Source organism: Gimesia alba (assembly GCF_007744675.1).
Lineage (GTDB): Bacteria > Planctomycetota > Planctomycetia > Planctomycetales > Planctomycetaceae > Gimesia > Gimesia alba.
On record NZ_CP036269.1, the window covers coordinates 2,626,917 to 2,644,415 of the forward strand.

Sequence of the window (17,499 nt, forward strand, 5' to 3'; positions counted from 1 at the left end):
TGCTGTTGCCCATTTTTTCCATTCAGAGGAAATGCCGTGTAAAATTGTTTGTGGGGAATAACAGAGACAAAAAAAGTTCCAGGAAACTATTGGCGGCGATGTATATTGGGGATTTACGCTTCCTGACAGCTTTGCTCTATGCGGAATAAAATCAATGAAAACTTTCAGTAAGGTGGAGTGGTCCGTATGTGTGATTACTGTTTTGATCTTAATTTATACCTTCATGCCTAACGTTGATCATTTGTCGAAACAACTGACAATCACAAAAATAAGATTAGAGGGTGTTTGCAGGCAAATCATTGAATTTGAAGAAGCAAATTCCAAATATCCCGACCCTGAGACGTGGTGCGTTCAAGTGACCCTGCTGTCATTAGGGGGCGTTGACATTTTAAAATATGATAATCGTGGTTTTCTGGAAAACTATTATGATGCATGGGATCAACCTTTTGTCTATCAGCGAAAGGAAGACGGCACTGTTATGCTCTACTCGACTGGTTTAAATCAGATCGATGAAAATGGAGCAGGGGACGACATTGCCTTTTTGATTCATAATGGAAAGCCTGAACTGATAAGGCAGAAACAGCAGTAAACGACTATCTTGGATTATGCCTTTCTTTTTGTCACTCAAATCATTTTTCTGGCAATTCGTTGCCCTGCACGCAAGAGACTGAATCAGGTTTATGACATACATCATCATTATTGTATTGGTCGTGATAGGGGTTATCGTTTTAGCCACTCTGGAAGCACTCTTTGTTGGGCTTCTTGAAGTGGTCACGAAATTCCTCGCCGCGACCCTGGAATTTGTTTACTTGGCCCTGACGCAAGGGATCTCTACGGCTTCACAGCAGTTCAAAAAACGGATGCAGGAACGTACAAAACATCCCGCGATACCAAACTCGTCAGCAGGCACTCCGGAAACGGACGAAGCAACGCCCACCCACTCGACACAATTCGAAATCCTGAAGTGGATTGTTTTATTCTTGCTGGCCGGATGCGTGATGATCCCTGGGTATCTCCATTATCGGAGTGAAAAACAACACAGAACAGATCAGGAACAACGTGTTAAAGAGACGCGTTCCCAGGTGAAACAGCTGGCTGATACGTTTACGCAGCAAATCAAAGACAAAAATGCTGCGGATCCCATACCCGGTTCGCTGCGCGACCTCGACGCGTGGCAACGACCCATTAAGCTGCGGGTAGACAAGGAGTTGTTAAGCTCAGAGATCGCCGTACGTTCGTGGGGGCCAGACCGTGTGCCCGGTTCCTCCGATGATATTGTTGAAGAACGTACGATTCGTGTTTCCGCAAAAGAAGCCGGCAGCGATCTCGCCAAACGTGGTGTAAAAGCAGTCCGCAACCGGATCGTCGAAATGCTGCCCGGAGGCAAGAAAGAACAACAGCCTGAAGAGCCGGACAATGGGGGAGAGGAGAATAAAAAGGAGAATAAAAGGGGCGGGACTCTTAAGTGATCAAAGTCTGCCCCTTTAATACTTTTCGCGCTGGTTCCAATTGTTCTTTTTATTGTGAATGGAATGTCACAAGGCGGGCGGACACATGGGTCCCGCCCCTACGTTGGAGTGGGCGACGTCAATACATACATAGAGAGTGTAAAGAGGTCAGGGCCAATCAGTCCTGCCTCCTTTTCTGGCTATCGCGGCCTGACAATGAAAATTTTTCGGTCTGTTCCCGACAAATTCAATTTGAACTGAGATGAGGCAATTCCGTTTGAACTCTTGTGGGCACCAAAGATGGTCGCTTGAATTGTCTTACCATTTTTTTCGACTTTCTCAAGTATGCCGGCGTGACCGAACCATGTGCCGTCGCGTTTTTTCATCCAGTACTGTATGAGGTCACCGGGCCTGGCCTCGTCTGGCTTGATCGCCGTCCCGCGTTGAATCGCAGTAACATGAATAGTAAAAAGGATCAGGACTCTTAATCATTCAAAGAGTCCAGGCCTCTTTAATAGCTTCTACAATGAAATAAAATAAGTTGGAGAACAATGGATGAAATTTATTAATTGGAATGATATTCAAAAAAGTTTTGAGCCTTTTAAGGGTGTCTTTGAGCTACAAGATTTAATTAAATTGTGTAGTGATATAAGTATCGCTGCTTGGGAAGCCTGCTATTTGTTACCACAATGCTTTACGGAAGAAAATTTTGAGGAAAATATTGTATTAATAGAAAAAGAATGGGGCAAACACTTTGTCGATGCTCTAGTAGTAGAAGTTCGTGAAGGTATGCTGAGTGAAGTTGATAGTTTGCTAGATAGTGAAGCGTTTTCTCATGTAGTTCAAAATGGTGAATTTGACTCACATTTTCTTAAGGGAATCAAAGTATTAAAATCTCATTTCGCAGATAATAAATGGGATTTATATCTAGACGCAAATAAAGATAGGACAGATAAAAGTGTTCGGGATTACTAAAAGACTACTGATACTTTAAATGCCAGTGAAATCAATTAAGCTTCCTGACAACCTTTTTCTGACCACGAGCAAATCCAAGGTCAAAACCCCACGAATTGAAATTTGGCTTCCTGCCTTCCACATCTCGGGCACTTGACAGTCTGATCTCCTCGAATTGCCAAAGGGGTCATGATGGTCGCGTTCTCACCAAACTCATCGAGGGCTTGAGTTTGAATGGCTTCGTCTAGCCGTTCGTCGAAGTCCTCCTCAGGCTCATCTGCTCTTTTCTTGATTTCGACACGATGCAACACTTCGTCATCGCTCAATACAACAGGAACGAAGTAGCTTGACGACCAGGCATCGGAACCAAAAGGGGCCAAGTTGGATTCGTAGCCGCATGGGCATTTCAAACGGAATTGTTGCATTAGAATGGTCCCACTAAACCCTGAAGCGATTAAAAGAGGGGCTGGACTCTTTGATACATACTGACCCTTTTTAAGTTTTTTACTTCGTTTCCTGATAATCTTTCCCATTGATACTGCGGATCACAGATCGCATCCATGTATCCAGCTCCTGCTGCATCCGTTTCAGTCGCTGGGTCTGTTGAGGATTTTGGGAAAGATCGGTTTTTTCCATTGGGTCATCGCTTAGATTATAGAGTTCGAATTTGGTGCCGTTGATCCGATGCAGTTTCCAGGGCCAGTCGGTCCACGCGGCATGCCCGGTCGTGGTCTCTTCGGGAAACTGGGGGAATTCGTTGACGTCTTTGCGAACTCTTTTTGGATCATGCGGTAAGGGGGCGCCGGCCTGCTGCTTTTCCATGATCGCTTTCTGAATCTGGTCGCTCCGGGTTCCTTGCCCGCCCTGTAATTTGTGCCAGAAACCCATCGGCTTGCTGCGTTCGGTCACCGACCCCGAAATGATGCCGCTCACATCCATGCCATCGAGCGGGTGCGGCGCGTACAACTCCACGCCGGCCATCGCAAGGAGGGTCGGATAGATATCAAAGGTCGCCACAGGGACCGCGGTGCGACCTTTGAGCTGGCGTGCGGGCCATTCGATGATGCCCGGCACGCGCAGGCCTCCTTCGTAGATGCTCCCTTTTTTCTCACGACCGCCGGACGATTCCTTGACCAGCCCGCCGTTATCGCTGCAGTACCAGAGGATCGTATTCTCCGCCATGCCCATTTCTCTGATCGCGTGTCGCAGACGCCCGACCTGCTGATCGAGCAGTGTGATCTCGCGGTAGTACGCCGCGTTTGGTTTGCCTTTGTAAAGACTCGGGCCTTCCGGCACTTCCGCGTGCGGGGCATGTGGAGAAGGGAACCAGACAACCGTAAAGATCGGGCGATTGCCGTCCTTGTGTTTCTTGAGGAATTCGAGCGTGTCATCCATCAGGATGACCGAGCCTTTTCCCTGACGATGCTCAATCTTTCCCATGCGGCTCAGGTAGGGATCGTTGTCGAAAAAGTTGAGGCCGATCACCCATTCATCAAATCCCATGCCGCTGGGATTGCAGGGCGAGTCGGGTTGGCCCGAACCCAGGTGCACTTTGCCGAAAATGCCGGTGATATAGCCGGCCGCTTTCAACGTTTCTGCGATGGTCTGCTCATGCGGGCGCATGTAGCGGCCATGGTTGGTGACTTTGGCTCGATTCGGATTACGCCCGGTCATCACGCTGGCACGGGTCGGCGAACAGACCGGCGCACCGGCATAGAATCGGTCAAAGACGAACCCGTCCTTCGCCATGGCATCGAGTGACGGCGTCTGCACAAACGGGTGACCATTATAACCGGTGTCACCCCAGCCCTGGTCATCCGCCATCACCAGAATAATGTTGGGTTTATCGGACCTGTACGGCTTGGCCGCAAAAGAGACTTCTGTCGCGGTCAGGTAAATAACGGCTCCCATCGCTGCTAACAAAACACGTCGATTCAGCATCATTGTCTCTTTTCTACTTTGTGGCTGAAGTTGTGAATAAAAGCTCCTTAGAAATCAGGATTGCCAGTTTCGATCATATCAGTGCCAGACCCTGATTCACATTATCAGGTCAGCAGAGTAGGACATTTTTCCTGTATCCAGATCAGCGGGGATACAGGCTTTTGTTTCCAGACATCCGAACTGGCTGGACTAAGAAGAAAACGGTTATCAGAGGCTGGCCTCTTTTTCTGTCCAGAAAATACAGGAGCAAACCAGTTCTTTGATACAAGTTGTGGTGAGTTGCTTGATTTTAGTATCAATTGATACTATCCTTTATTTCAATGAAATAAAGGGATGGTAGTGTATCTGTTTCAGGGAGCATGCAGGAGATTACGGTGCCGGCAACAGTCAAAGACGTAGCAAAAGTAGCTGAGGTATCCGTCGGAACGGTCAGCCGTGTTTTGAGCGGTGAGCCCAATGTCTCTGCAGAGACAGCCCGACGCGTCAGAGCCGCTGTCAAACAACTGGGGTATTCTCCCTTACGTAAAAGGAGGTCTGCCTCCGATGATCGGCGGCTGTTGCGGAAGCAGATTGCAATCCTGCTCATGGGGATGGACAGATCGTTGGCAAATCTGCCTTCGGTTGCGAGTGGAATTCACGGAGTTGAATCGGCCCTTTCTCATGCCGGCGCGAATGTTCTCTTCGCTGATTTGCCTCAAATGGACAGGCTTCCTGAAATATTGACTTCGCCCAAGACACATGGTTTGCTGATAAAAGCAGCGTTGCAGGGAAAGCTGATTGAAACTGCAGATGCAAAGTTAATCAATCGGATGCGTCAGCTCCCCACGGTCTGGTTTCTTGGTCGTCCAGACGGGTCCGACTGGGGGGATGCGGTGGAGTCAAATGATGCGGAAGTCGGGCGACTGGCGGCGGAATATCTGCTGGCCCGGGGACACCAAAGCATCGCCATTCTCGATCCCAAGCCAGGTCACGTTACCCTGGGACAACGCAGCGCCAGTTTCATCTGGCACGCCACTCAAAATGGCGCCAGGGTAGAACGGGTTCTTGGAGAGAAATCTAACTGGTCCATTCCTCTTCAGACCGTCAATAACGTCGAACTGGTCGACCAGCTAATCCGGAAACTATTGAAACTGCGTAGTAAACCGACTGCTGTTTTCTGTCCTGCGGACAGTATCACGGCGATGGCATATCATTGCTGTGCGCGTCGCCAGATTCAAATTGGTAAGGATCTCAGTTTGATTTCCTGTAACAACGAGTTACCTCTGTTACGAGGTCTCTACCCTGAAGTGACTACGATTGATATCTGTGCCGAGCAGATCGGACGCCAGGCGGTCGATCAACTGATCTGGAGATTACAACATCCAGAAGCACCACTGGTAACAGTTTCGGTGCAGCCGAGACTGGTTGAAGGGATGTCTGTGGTGAACCTGAAAAGGAGAAAGCAATGAACGTGCGACTGACCCTCCTGGTCCTGCTGCTGTCAGTCAACTCCTTACTACAAGCCGAAGACGATCTACCGATCGTTCCTGAGGGCTTTGAGGTCGATGTTGTTGCCCGGGAGCCGTTAGTGAGCAATCCCTGCGTGATGGCATTTGACCGCTGGGGACGAATCTGTGTAGCTCAGGGCCCCCAGTGGCGCGGCCCAACCCCCGACACCCCCGGAGATCGTGTTGATATTCTCATTGATGCGGACGGGGATGGGATCAGCGACCAACGTAAGACGTTTGCCGAGGGGTTTAATTCCATCCAGGGGCTGGCCTGGCACGGTGATGATCTCTGGGTCGCCAATGCCCCGGACCTGACTGTTGTTCGTGATACTAACAATGACGATGAAGCCGACGTTTATATTCGCGTCTATACCGGTCTGGGGAATCTGGAACACTCACTGCATGGCTTGAACTTTGGACCTGATCGTAAATTGTATATGTCGAAAGGGAACTCGAAAGGTTACAACCGGTTGGATCAGCTTGCTCCCAAAGTATTCCGGGAACTCTGGGGGCTGCCTTCTCCTGAAGGGGCTCCTGATTACACACCAGTCAAAACTTTTACAAAACAGACCTACCGACGCAAATACCACACACCGCAGGATGACTGGGGACAGCAGGGGGGAATTCTGCGCTCCGATCCCTATCGCGATGGAGTGCCGTCCGGCCAGGGGCTGGAAATCGTATCCCGCGGATTCCGGAATCCCTGGGACATTACTTTTGATGATGGCTTCCACTGGCTGGGAACCGACAATGACCAGACACAGGGAGACAAGATCTTTGCGCCATTCTACGGAGCTCACCTGGGGTGGGGGCATCCCTGGAGTTTTCACTGGACAGGAGAAGGGCATCTACCCACGGTCCCCGCCAGTGCTCCACTCTTTGAAGGATCAGGGGCCGGTGTAATTCATTATCATGCGAACCAGTTTCCCGAAAAGTATCAGGGAGTGTTTTTCGTCAATGACTGGATGCGGCGGGAAGTGTATGCGTTCCGCCCGCGGTGGGACGGAGCACTGATGAAATGCACGGGCGAGTTTCCTCCGGTCTTTGCGCATGCAGAGGGGGGCCGGTCTTTACCAGCGAGTTCCGGCCGCATGTTTGAGCCCACTGATATTGAAGTCGGCCCTGATGGAACTTTATATATCCTGAGCTGGGGACATGCTTACGGAGCCACGATCAAAGAGGGTAAACAGGTGGATGCAGGGCGTGTCTATCGAATTCGCTATGCGGACAATCCCCTCATCGACTGGCAACACGACCAGCGCCGCAAACCACAGGGGCAATGGACGCTCGAACAACTGTTTCAGGATTTGGCCAGTGACGTTCCCGCCTGGCGCGTGAATGCGCAAAGTGAACTACTCAGACGAGGAGAGCCGGCTCAGAAATACTTATTCTCCCGGTTGAACCAGGGCGAGCTGAGCACTGCCAGTCAGACCTGGGCTCTGTGGACCATCGGGTTAAGTTCACCTGCCGTCAGTATCGATCAATACCTGGCAGGAATTCTTGCTGGTTCGGAAGTGACCCGCAATGCCAGGATTCAGGCACTGCGTATACTGGCTCACCGGATTCGCTGGTTTGAACAATGTACGACTTTGTCTGATACGGTCCGCCCCTTGTTGGCCAGCATCGATGCCCGACTACGACATGCAGCAGTACAAGCGATCTGGCAGGCAGAACAAAAACAGTGGATCCCTGATTTACTGGAGGTCGCCGCTGATGAATCAGATCGGATTGTTTTTTTCTCAACCTGGAATGCACTCCGCGAGCTATCATCCCTCCAGGAGCGAAAAGGATGGCTGCAGGATCCTCGCGCGGGAGTTCGACTGGCAGCGTTGCTGGGGTTGTTTCACGACGGCGCCATCAGCGGCAATGCAGTACTTGCTTTTCAAGATGATGATGATCCTCGTATTGTAAAACTGGTTAACGACTGGCTGGAGAAGACGGGGCAGGCGACTCCGCTGGTGCAATTCAATCCACCTCCAGGTGAGTATTCCCGAGCGGTCAACGTGACAGCTCAAACAACCATTTCAGGGGCTTTTCTCACTTACACACTTGATGGATCGCTGCCAACTCGCACATCTCAACGTGTGAAGGGGCCGATACCTATAGACCACACGAGACAGTTACGAGTTGCCGTCAATCAAGGAAACAATGGAAGTAGCCAGGCTGTGACTGCCGAGTATGAGATTCGACATGTTCCCCCTTATCGGCACCGTGAATTCGTCTCGGATGTTCAGACTCCCAGCGCTCGTTATTACGAACTGGACTGGACCGGGCTTGATGTCGGCAAGCGGCATTATACGGATCGGAAATACCACATTACTCAGGTCCCGGATGGACTGGCCGGATTACCGTTTCTGAGAACTGCCAACGGAGATGATCGCTCAACGGGAGCAGAATGGCTATCGCTGGTCACAACCGAAGACTGCGATCTCATTGTGGGAACCGATCTGCGAAACCCGGATGACCTGCGCTGGATGAAGATCGGTCAACCTGGAGGGTTTGAAGATACTGGACTGAAACTGATGACCACGGATCCCGTTTTTCGGCTGTATCGCAAACATTATCCCGCCGGTCGGGTTGTGCTGGGCGGAAACACGAATCAACCGAAGACCGATTCTGGCCGGGGAAACTATATCGTGATTTTCCAGCGACAGATCTTATCTCCAGTGGAAAACGCACAGACAGCGACGACCGATCAGGTGCTCTCCCACATGCGAACCGCCAGTCCGGAGCGGGGGCGGGAACTGTTCCTGCATCCTCAGGGCGCTGGGTGTTTTAAATGTCACCGTATGGAGGGCATTGGCGGTGTGCTCGCACCCGATCTGTCCGATATCGGTAACCGCGCCAGGGAACCTCGCGTGCTGATCGAATCGATCCTCGAACCGAGCAAGGTCATTACCGAAGGCTTCGCCCTGCAACAGATTATCACCGTTGAGGGCAAGGTGATCTCGGGAGCCGTCATCGAGGAAACTCAACAGGCAGTGAAACTGGTTGGTACGGATGGTGTCGTCCGAACGATCGCAGTTGCTGAAATCGAAGAACGTATCGGAACCAAAGTTTCCCCGATGCCGAATGGCTTCGGAAAGATGATGAATGCTCAGCAGATTGCTGACCTCGTCGCCTGGCTGTTGACCCAGAAAAAGGTTGGTGATCGTGATGGATTTTCGTTTCAGGAATACAACGACCGGATCGAGATTTTTCTCAAATCACAGCGGATTGCGACCTATCTCAAACAGCATCCCCGATTGACGCGTCGGGCACTCGTCAACCTTATGACACCGGGGGGAATTCAGGTCACGCGCAATTTTCCACCGCGCAGCCCCGAAGACATCGACCTGGGGTATCAGGTGGAAGACGGAATCATTCATCCGGTCATGCATCCGGGACTGTGGATTGGTTTCGGTGATGTTAATGGGAATGATTACTGGCGACTGCAGGCCCAGGTCAAATACAATGGATATGTTGTACCACCTGTAGGGAGTCGAAATGCTGGGAGCTTTGCGGTGAGCAACTTGTTTATGAGCCAGAGCAAGCAGGATATCGTATGTAACGAAATCACACGTTACCGCTTTGAACGAACTCCAGACGGACTGATCCTGAGAATTGATGCTGAGTATCGATCTGATGATCACGATTTCTATTTTGGTGACCAGGAAGAATCCGGGTTGGCAGTTCGTGTCGCTTCTCCCTTACGGGTTCAGGGTGGCAGTGGCACCATACTCAATGATCGCGGAGAGCAAAATGGGGCACAGGTCTGGGGAAAGGAGGCCCGGTGGTTTGATTATGTGGGGACAGTGAAGGGACGCGAAGTCGGAGTGATGGTGCTGGCTGCTTCTCAGAATCCCCGGCCATCATGGCTGCATGCCCGTGATTATGGCGTGGTCGTCTTCAATCCCTTTCCAAAACAGCCCCGGGAACGCCGCGAACCGTACGTTAAAACCCAGGTAAAACGGGGAGAAACATTTCGACTCTCCTATGCCATCCTGATTCATGATCGACCAGCAGATCAGCCACTGGATCATGCGAAAGCAGAACAGCAGCTATTGCAATCCCTCAAGTGATAGTGGGGAAGTATTCACGCATCGCCACGATCTAAACTTTAAATAGTGAATAGAAACTTCTAAACATCAGACAAGCAGACTCAGTGGCTAAAAAAGGGGTCAGGACTATTTGATTGTTATTCAGGGGCCTGTCCCCTTTTACGTACTGCCACGAGCAGTGTATTCGCAACTGTTGCTGAGCGTTATTTACGCAGATGAAGTTCTTCCAGCATCTCTAACAGATTGTCCGTCAGGATGACTGAAGCCTCTTTTTGGACGACATTCGTGCCCAGCCAGGTTTCGTAACCGCCGAGCCGATGTTGTTCGGGAGGTGGTAAGTAGCCGTGTCGACCGTTGGCTAATCCGATGACCATCGTGCGTGCGAACGGGCTCCGATCCTTCAGTTCCAGTCCGATTTCGACCAGAGTTTCAAAGGGGATGCCCACAATGGCATAGTCACCAATGCGAATGGCCTGGATGGTGACTGTGAGGGAGTCTTCTTCACGTTCGTGAGCCTGCACCACTTTGCGGGCGTAGTTGACGGCTTTTTTGGGCAGCCTGGCGATTTTGTTCTTGTCTTTTAATGCGAGCACTTTTTGTGCTGCGGACACATCTTCTGCAGAGGGACGTCGGTATTTCAAGTCGACCTGTCTCTCCCGCATGTCGATGGTGATATCGCGCTGGTGGGTCTCAATTTTTTTGTATGCAAAATAAGCGGCATCGGCGGCTTTGCTCGCCACAATACGGACTTGCTCGAACGGCTCCCGGGGGGGACGGTTCACGAGAAAGGGGATATTGTTGATATCGCCTGAGGCGCCATTAGACATCATGGCTACGAAATTCTGACCGGCGCGCAGACGACTTGGCATCAGGCGAGCGAACTCGCCAAAGTAATCTGCGGAAGCATGCTTTTTAGGGATCCCTCCCACATAGTGCAACGCATAGTTGGCCAATAAGGCCAGCGGTTTTCGCTTCTGATTCTGAATGGACAGCACCATCAATTCCGGATCGGTGGGGCCAGCGGGCCGGTCCAGCACGGCCGGGCTGGTTCCCGGATTCATTTTCACGATGTCCATTTTCCCAAAGGGATTCGCGGGCATCTTTCCGGGCTTCAGAAACCAGCGTCGATTGAATACTTCTTCAGGAAGATCATGAGAGGCCATGCCCAGGGAAGCGGTTTGCTGTTGATCGAACGCCTGAATGATTGCTTGGGCCAGTCCTTTGATCAGAACTTCCCGATAAGCGACATCCCCCGGAGAACCTTCCGTCCGGTTGGAAGGAGGAGCCGAGTGCGTATGCGTTGATGAAATCAGGATTCGATCAACGGGAATCCCAGTTTTCCTGGAAGCGATCAGTTTGGCTTCGTTCAACATTTCGGGGGGAGCGCCGAGTGCATCGAGTACGGCAATCGCAACAACGGTCTTGCCATCATTCAAGACGATCGCCCTGGCATGCAGCGGGTCGTGGATGGCACTTTTGTCCATCGCCTTTCCACTTCGCAGGCTGACAGGGAACAACTGTGGTGAAACATCAACTGCACAAGCCCCCGCGCGAAGTTGACCCGACTCGGCCTGTGCCTCGCTGGCAGGTCCCGTGGCACACCAGACGAGCAGGGTGAAGAATATGGTCCGCCAATACATAGTATCCTCTTTCCATCAAATGGTCATGGTTTTCCTGTGCACCGATTGTGACAAACAGACTGCTCCTTCCAGAATCGCATTCGATTGATGAATCCTGGATCATCCGCTGATTAATATATTAGCAAACAAGCGCACCAGAATCACGAATCAAAATTCAGGGACTACCACCAAATCTGGATGCAGAACGAATTACGAATTTGTTCACACTTCGTCATACTGTCTCAATTGACGTATCGGGAACAGTTTATGTTATAATCGAGGTCTAACCAAAATCATAAACCGGCTCTGACCCAAAATACTTCACACTAAACGACTCGACAGGAAACCCACCATCATGACATCCGCCTCAGATACGACTCGCCGCGATTTTTTGAAAACATCCGTTGCCGCCGCGTCCGCTTTTGCTGCACCGGCATTTGTCCGCGGACAAAATTTGAACTCGCAATTGCAGTTTGCGGGCATCGGCACCGACGGCAAAGGGTATTCCGATATCAAGCTCATCGCCAGCCACGACAAAGTGAAATGTGTCGCCTTTTGCGATGTCGATTTGTCGCGGACCGAAAAAGTCAAGCCTTTGGCCCCTGAGGCTCCTGTCTACCAGGACTACAAAAAAATGCTGGATGAACTGGGTGATAAAATCGATGCCGTCTCGGTTTCGACCCCCGACCATACACACGCCATCATCAGCATCGACGCGATGCAACGCGGGAAACACGTTTACTGCCAGAAACCGCTGACGCGCACGGTTTGGGAAGCCCGCCAGATGCGACAGCAGGCAAAAAAAGCAGGCGTCATCACGCGGATGGGAAACCAGATCCATTCGCACTCGGCTTATCGCACCGGAGTGAAAGCGATTCAAGATGGCGTTATCGGGAAGGTGAAGGCCATCCATTCCTGGGTCGGCACCACCGGGCATGGACGCAGCGGTTTACTCGACCGGCCTGTGAAAAATGAAGCGGTGCCAAAATCGCTCGATTGGAACCTCTGGATCAGCGTGGCTCCCATGCGTCCTTACGGCGGAAACCGCGTGTACCATCCCTTTACATGGAGAGACTGGCAGGACTTCGGCTCCGGGGCGATCGGCGATTTCGGTTGCCATTTGCTCGACCCGGTGTACACGGCCCTCAAAATCACCGGCGACCCCCTGAGCGTGCGCTCGGAACACACGGGCATGAACGACGAAGTCTGGCCCGCCCAGGAAACCATCAAATACGTTGTTCCCGGGACGCAGTATACGGCCAGTCGCAGTCTGCCGATAACCTGGTACGATGGCGGACGGCGGCCGAGTAACGGAATCGCCAAACTGTTACCCGGGCAATCTCTGCCGAACAGCGGCTCAGTTTTCGTCGGTCAAAAAGGGAACATGATTCTGCCCCATGTCGGCCAGCCGTTCGTCAACATCGAAGGTGTGAAAATCGAACCGGTAGAAAGTCTCGACCATTATCACGGCTGGGTCGATGGTTGCCTGTCCGGAAAACAGCCCAGCGACGGGTTTGAATACGGCGGCCATCTGACCGAAGCTGTGCAGTTAGGGAATGTGGCCGCGTACTTTCCGGGCGAAACCCTCGAATTCGATGGCAAAGCCGTCAAGATCACGAACAACTCGGCTGCGAATAAATATCTGACGCGAGACTACCGCAGCGGCTTCGAAATCGCCTCGACTTAGACTGTGGTATTCTTCGTAGTAGATAAAAAGGGGTCAGGACTCTTTATCGATAAAAGAGTCCTGACCCCTTTAATCTGACCCCTTTAATGCCCCCCCCCCTATCTATCTTTTGTCACCTCTGCGTACAATGCGTTCAGTCGTGGGAATTATCGAAAATATGCTGAGTTCTATTTTACTCCGTGTAGCAGAAGAGCTATACGACGAAAACAATTGAAAACACGAAGCATAATGGTAATTATTTATCTAATCATTTTTTTGTTAGTTGCAGTAGTGGTAGTTGCGATAGGTGCAACAGTCTTAGTAATAATACTTCAATGGCGAGCAAACAAAGTGATTCAACAACAGGGTGGACGGAAACTCATCCATGAAATTAATTCTGAGCTTCAAGGTAAAGAATACTCGCTGGTGAGTCTCTCTAATAAAGTAGGCAAGCCGGAAGTCTGGATCTTCCCACAGGACGTGGGTGAGCAGTGGGAATCGAAGATTCATCTCAGAAACGCCTCACCTAATAGAGCTTCATCACTGAAGCACACCATTACGCTGTTTCGAGAAACGTGGAGTAATGAGTATGGATTGATACTAGAACCAGATGATGAACTATTTGTTGCAATAGCAGACATGTCGCAAGCACTTGATCTTGTTGAAAAAAAAATCGGATATCCTGCAGTGCGAAAGATTGACTTTGCCTGTATTAATATTGACTGGGAAGAGATAGATTAAATGAGGAACAGGACAGAAAAGTGGGCAGTGGCTCTGTTAAAATCTGCCAAGTGGCAATAAGTGTTTGATTCCACGCCTGGTTATTTTTCCTTATCGTATTCAGGATCGTAAGTAGAGATAAACGTGTCAGGACTCTTAAGTGATAATAGAGTCCTGGCACCTTTAATTAACACTGACCCCTTTAATTAACAGGATTTTGATATGCGCCGATTGATCATGTTACTTGCAATTCTGTTTATGTCGAACACGGTGTTGGCTGCCGATTCGGAGTTGGCAAAGCAGATCACGGTTCCCGCTGGTTGGAGGGGGGAGCAGATTTCACTGCCCCCTTCCTTTGCTAGAGAAATGCAGTTCAAAGGGATCGAAGAAGCCCGGTTTTCGCCGGGCATGTTTCAGGAAAAGTCGAACTCGTTTTTCTCCTACTTCTTCGTATTTCAAATCGATCCCGGCAGTGAACTCACTCCCAAAAACATCGAACGCGAATTACTCACGTATTATCAGGGGCTGTCGCGTACCATTTTCAACAGCCGAAAAAAGAACATCGATACCAGTGGGTTTACCTGCAAACTGACCAAAGCCACCCCCGTCGATCCGCAGAAGATTTACCCTCCCGGACTCGCAGAATATGCGGCAACGGTCGAATGGACTGAACCGTTTGTTACGCAGAAACCGCAAACGCTGAATCTGATCATTCAGGTTTGGACAGACAAAACCAGCAAGCACAGCTATCTGTTCGTCTGCGTTTCGCCACAAGATTTCAAAGCCAATATCTGGCAGTCGATGCGAAACATTCGCAGCACTTTTTACCGCAATCTAAAGAAGTGATGCTGCTCAATGAATCGTGCTTACCTCCCGTGCTATTGATTCACGCCTGGTGCGGGATGTTTCTCTCGTGTTGCGGTTGTGTTCTGGTAGGATTGGTTTGCGGGTGAAGCGTTTGTTTGAACTGAATTCTACCGGCGGCTAGCGCCGTCCCGCTCACTTTTTTATTGGTTCCAATTGGACAGATAAAGGTGTTCGGAACCTTAAGTGCCTCTCTTTACTGGAAAGAGGAAAACCGAAGAAGCTGGCCATCGCAGCCTGCACGAGAACGTTTCTCACGATCCTGAATTCCATGATGAAACACAACCAGACATGGAATCAAATTCTTCGCTCTGCTTGACAATATCCAAGACTATCGCTGACACCTTTGTATTCCTGCGGCATCAAGTTTTGAGGCCTGCACTCGCCATGGTGGATAATTCGCCACCAGTGGCGGCATTTTCGACACAGATGGGCGTGGGGCGTTGGCTCTTACCTATGAATTTCAAAATAAGAGGCCCTGTCAAAACTGCTCTGAGATCGTTGAGGCATTGGAAAAGTTCTTGCATTACGGCTCGTTAACATCGTTTTGAGAGCACCTCTCAGAAGAAAACCGTTAATGAATGACTAATGGTACGCGATTTGCCTCAGTGCTTCTATGAGAGACTACGGACGTCTTCGGCCCTGATGTCAGTGGACAGAGCAGCCGAGGAGTTCTGTTTGAACCCTTGCTTAATGGAAGATAATTATGAGCACTCAGCTAGAGCAGCACACCGTCGAGCATCATGGCGGTACGACGGGTACGGTCGTCGGAGAGGCATTCTACGTGATTGGAGGCAACAGCACCCCGTTTGAACATTTTGGGACGGTGCATGTGGTACCGCTGGATCCGAATGGAGAACGACGTACCCTCACCTCAATGCCCACACCCCGGGCCAATCCTGTTGCCGCTGCAGTCGGCACACGGATCTATACCGTTGCTGGTTCGATCGCATCGCAGCCTCCTGATGAGCATCGCGATGGGCCCTCGACCGTTGTGGAAGTGCTTGATACGAACGAGGGAAGCTGGCAGACCTGTGCTCCGCTGCCAGCGCAACGCGTCAAGCCGGGTTTGGCTGCTGTCGGCAATATTCTCTATGCACTTGGCGGACGCGAAGATGAACTCGATGCAGATACAATCTTCGCCTACGACACAGTGAAAGACTGCTGGTCCGAAGTCGGCAGGCTGCCCTATGGCGCACGTCACGGTGCTGCCTGTTCGCTTGATGGGGTCATCTACTACTGTGGCGGCTGGACGGCTGGTCCGAACAAGGGAACATTTCAAAAGTCACTCATTGCATTTGAACCACAAAGCGGCAAGGTTCTGGAACTGGCCGACATGCCTGCTTCACGGACCGCACATGCGTTTGTCGCCTGTGGTGGAGCGCTCTATTCACTCGGTGGCGTCGATACCGAAAAGAAACCGACTTCAACGGTCTATCGCTATGAGATCGGCTCGGATACCTGGACGGAATGCGAGCCACTGAAATCAAATCGCGCTGTGTTTGCGTGCGGAGTCGCTGGTGACGAGATTATTCTCGCTGGGGGCTGGAAACAAATGCGCAAAGAGGCAAACACGGGTGAGGAGCGTTATTGCCCCAAGTCGTAAATCACAACCGGTCCGCCTCCAGTGGTGAGGATACACCGATAATCTCTCATGCCCTCCAGAAAAGCGTCTAGTGGATTTCACATCTTCGTGCAGGATGTGAAATTCCAGTGACGCATCCGAATGCAAGAAACAGATACGCTTTAGTTTATTACCAAAAGAAAGTCAGACGAATGAATAACGTGCATCATCGCGATCGAGGAAGACGACGTGGCTTCACGTTGATTGAACTACTCGTTGTTATCGCAATCATTGCCATCTTGATCGCTTTGCTTCTGCCGGCAGTACAACAAGCTCGCGAGGCGGCTCGCAGGACGCAATGCAAAAACAACTTGAAGCAAATTGGACTCGCGCTTCACAATTACCACGACACCTTCAGCATGTTTCCCTGCTATGAGATTCTGGAGATAAACCATGGGAGCGGCCACGAGTACAAAACCGGGTGGGTGACACAGATTTTGCCCTATCTGGACCAGGGCAATCTTCAAGGACTCTACGATTATGATTACACCTGGATGGCTCAGGAAAATGCCCATGTCGTCACACGCAAGCTGCCGGCATTCGAATGCCCCTCGACACCTGGCGGAACCGGATTGATTGATACGGATCACTTTGCCACGGAGTATACAGCGATCAATCCGACAGTCAAAGGTTGGTCATCGGACTACGCCGGGAATTGTGGGCACCGCGCAAGTTTATTACTTCCCGCAGAAGCCAGCGACAAAAATCTGCGCAAGGGCTTTTTCGTTCGAGCGTATCCGGTTCAACCGCAGAAATTCCGAGACATTCTCGATGGCACAACCAATACCGTGGCAGTCTGGGAGTCGAACGGCCGCGACAAAGTGTATCTTTTCAACAAAATATGGAACGACACCAGTGGGACGCCCTTGAAGGTTTCTCCAGACAACTGCTCCTGGGCATCCGGCAATGCATTCTGGCTACAATCCTGGAGCCGCGATGGAACGACAAACGGGGGATCTTACGTCGTGAATGCGACCAACAAAAACTCGCAACCGTATTCATTTCACACTGGCGGAATCCAGGTGTTGATGGCCGACGGGTCGGTCCATTTTATTTCGGATTCTATTCATAATCTGACTTTTATTCACCTGCTTACTTCACAAGCCGGTGAGGTTGTTGACACGGGATTCTAATCA

General features: G+C 50.8%; 14 protein-coding genes and 1 pseudogene. 12 read left to right on the forward strand and 3 right to left on the reverse strand.

All coding sequences use genetic code 11. The annotated features are described in order from the left end of the window. Positions 1-154: 154 nt before the first annotated feature. The 4 genes from Pan241w_RS09760 (at position 155) to Pan241w_RS09775 (ending at position 2,423) form a co-directional block, all read left to right on the forward strand. Entirely contained in the window at positions 155-589 is a 435-nt protein-coding gene (locus Pan241w_RS09760) for a hypothetical protein (RefSeq protein ID WP_145214401.1), read from the forward strand. Between the two features lie 91 nt (positions 590-680). Continuing rightward, positions 681-1,469, forward strand: coding sequence for a hypothetical protein (locus tag Pan241w_RS09765; RefSeq protein ID WP_145214404.1), 789 nt, complete (start codon positions 681-683; stop codon positions 1,467-1,469). A 287-nt stretch (positions 1,470-1,756) separates the two neighbouring features. Beyond that, positions 1,757-1,936 (forward strand): hypothetical protein, encoded by a 180-nt coding sequence (locus Pan241w_RS09770; RefSeq protein ID WP_145214407.1) that lies wholly within the window; start codon positions 1,757-1,759, stop codon positions 1,934-1,936. Between the two features lie 67 nt (positions 1,937-2,003). Beyond that, positions 2,004-2,423 (forward strand): hypothetical protein, encoded by a 420-nt coding sequence (locus Pan241w_RS09775; protein WP_145214409.1) that lies wholly within the window; start codon positions 2,004-2,006, stop codon positions 2,421-2,423. An 80-nt stretch (positions 2,424-2,503) separates the two neighbouring features. On the opposite strand, the gene Pan241w_RS09780 is transcribed toward Pan241w_RS09775, so the two are convergent. Together Pan241w_RS09780 and Pan241w_RS09785 are read right to left on the reverse strand one after the other, a co-directional pair. Beyond that, positions 2,504-2,827: a hypothetical protein gene (locus Pan241w_RS09780; protein WP_145214412.1), complete on the reverse strand. Its 324-nt coding sequence runs from the start codon at positions 2,825-2,827 to the stop codon at positions 2,504-2,506. Positions 2,828-2,906: 79 nt separating this feature from the next. Then, positions 2,907-4,343 carry a sulfatase-like hydrolase/transferase gene (locus tag Pan241w_RS09785; RefSeq protein ID WP_145223316.1) on the reverse strand — a complete coding sequence of 479 codons (1,437 nt, stop codon included), beginning with the start codon at positions 4,341-4,343 and terminating at the stop codon, positions 2,907-2,909. A 374-nt stretch (positions 4,344-4,717) separates the two neighbouring features. Between Pan241w_RS09785 and Pan241w_RS09790 the strand changes: the two genes are divergently transcribed. After that, entirely contained in the window at positions 4,718-5,791 is a 1,074-nt protein-coding gene (locus Pan241w_RS09790) for a LacI family DNA-binding transcriptional regulator (RefSeq protein ID WP_232107404.1), read from the forward strand. Then, on the forward strand, positions 5,788-9,891 hold the full coding sequence (locus Pan241w_RS09795) for a PVC-type heme-binding CxxCH protein (protein WP_145214418.1): 4,104 nt from the start codon (positions 5,788-5,790) through the stop codon (positions 9,889-9,891). Before Pan241w_RS09790 ends, Pan241w_RS09795 begins: the two co-directional genes overlap by 4 nt. A gap of 182 nt (positions 9,892-10,073) precedes the next feature. Here Pan241w_RS09795 and Pan241w_RS09800 read toward each other — a convergent pair whose 3' ends face one another. Continuing rightward, positions 10,074-11,510, reverse strand: coding sequence for a hypothetical protein (locus tag Pan241w_RS09800; protein ID WP_198000439.1), 1,437 nt, complete (start codon positions 11,508-11,510; stop codon positions 10,074-10,076). Between the two features lie 334 nt (positions 11,511-11,844). On the opposite strand from Pan241w_RS09800, the gene Pan241w_RS09805 reads away from it, so the two are divergent. The 6 genes and pseudogenes from Pan241w_RS09805 (at position 11,845) to Pan241w_RS09830 (ending at position 17,496) form a co-directional block, all read left to right on the forward strand. Beyond that, on the forward strand, positions 11,845-13,176 hold the full coding sequence (locus Pan241w_RS09805) for a Gfo/Idh/MocA family protein (RefSeq protein ID WP_145214421.1): 1,332 nt from the start codon (positions 11,845-11,847) through the stop codon (positions 13,174-13,176). Between the two features lie 228 nt (positions 13,177-13,404). Further along, positions 13,405-13,896, forward strand: coding sequence for a hypothetical protein (locus tag Pan241w_RS09810; protein WP_145214423.1), 492 nt, complete (start codon positions 13,405-13,407; stop codon positions 13,894-13,896). A gap of 201 nt (positions 13,897-14,097) precedes the next feature. Beyond that, positions 14,098-14,721: a hypothetical protein gene (locus tag Pan241w_RS09815; RefSeq protein ID WP_145214426.1), complete on the forward strand. Its 624-nt coding sequence runs from the start codon at positions 14,098-14,100 to the stop codon at positions 14,719-14,721. Between the two features lie 208 nt (positions 14,722-14,929). Then, positions 14,930-15,058, forward strand: a pseudogene (locus tag Pan241w_RS30080) (IS110 family transposase); the annotation flags it as partial. Positions 15,059-15,445: 387 nt separating this feature from the next. Further along, positions 15,446-16,345, forward strand: coding sequence for a Kelch repeat-containing protein (locus Pan241w_RS09825; protein WP_145214429.1), 900 nt, complete (start codon positions 15,446-15,448; stop codon positions 16,343-16,345). Between the two features lie 170 nt (positions 16,346-16,515). Beyond that, positions 16,516-17,496 (forward strand): DUF1559 domain-containing protein, encoded by a 981-nt coding sequence (locus Pan241w_RS09830; RefSeq protein WP_145214432.1) that lies wholly within the window; start codon positions 16,516-16,518, stop codon positions 17,494-17,496. Positions 17,497-17,499 lie beyond the last annotated feature (3 nt).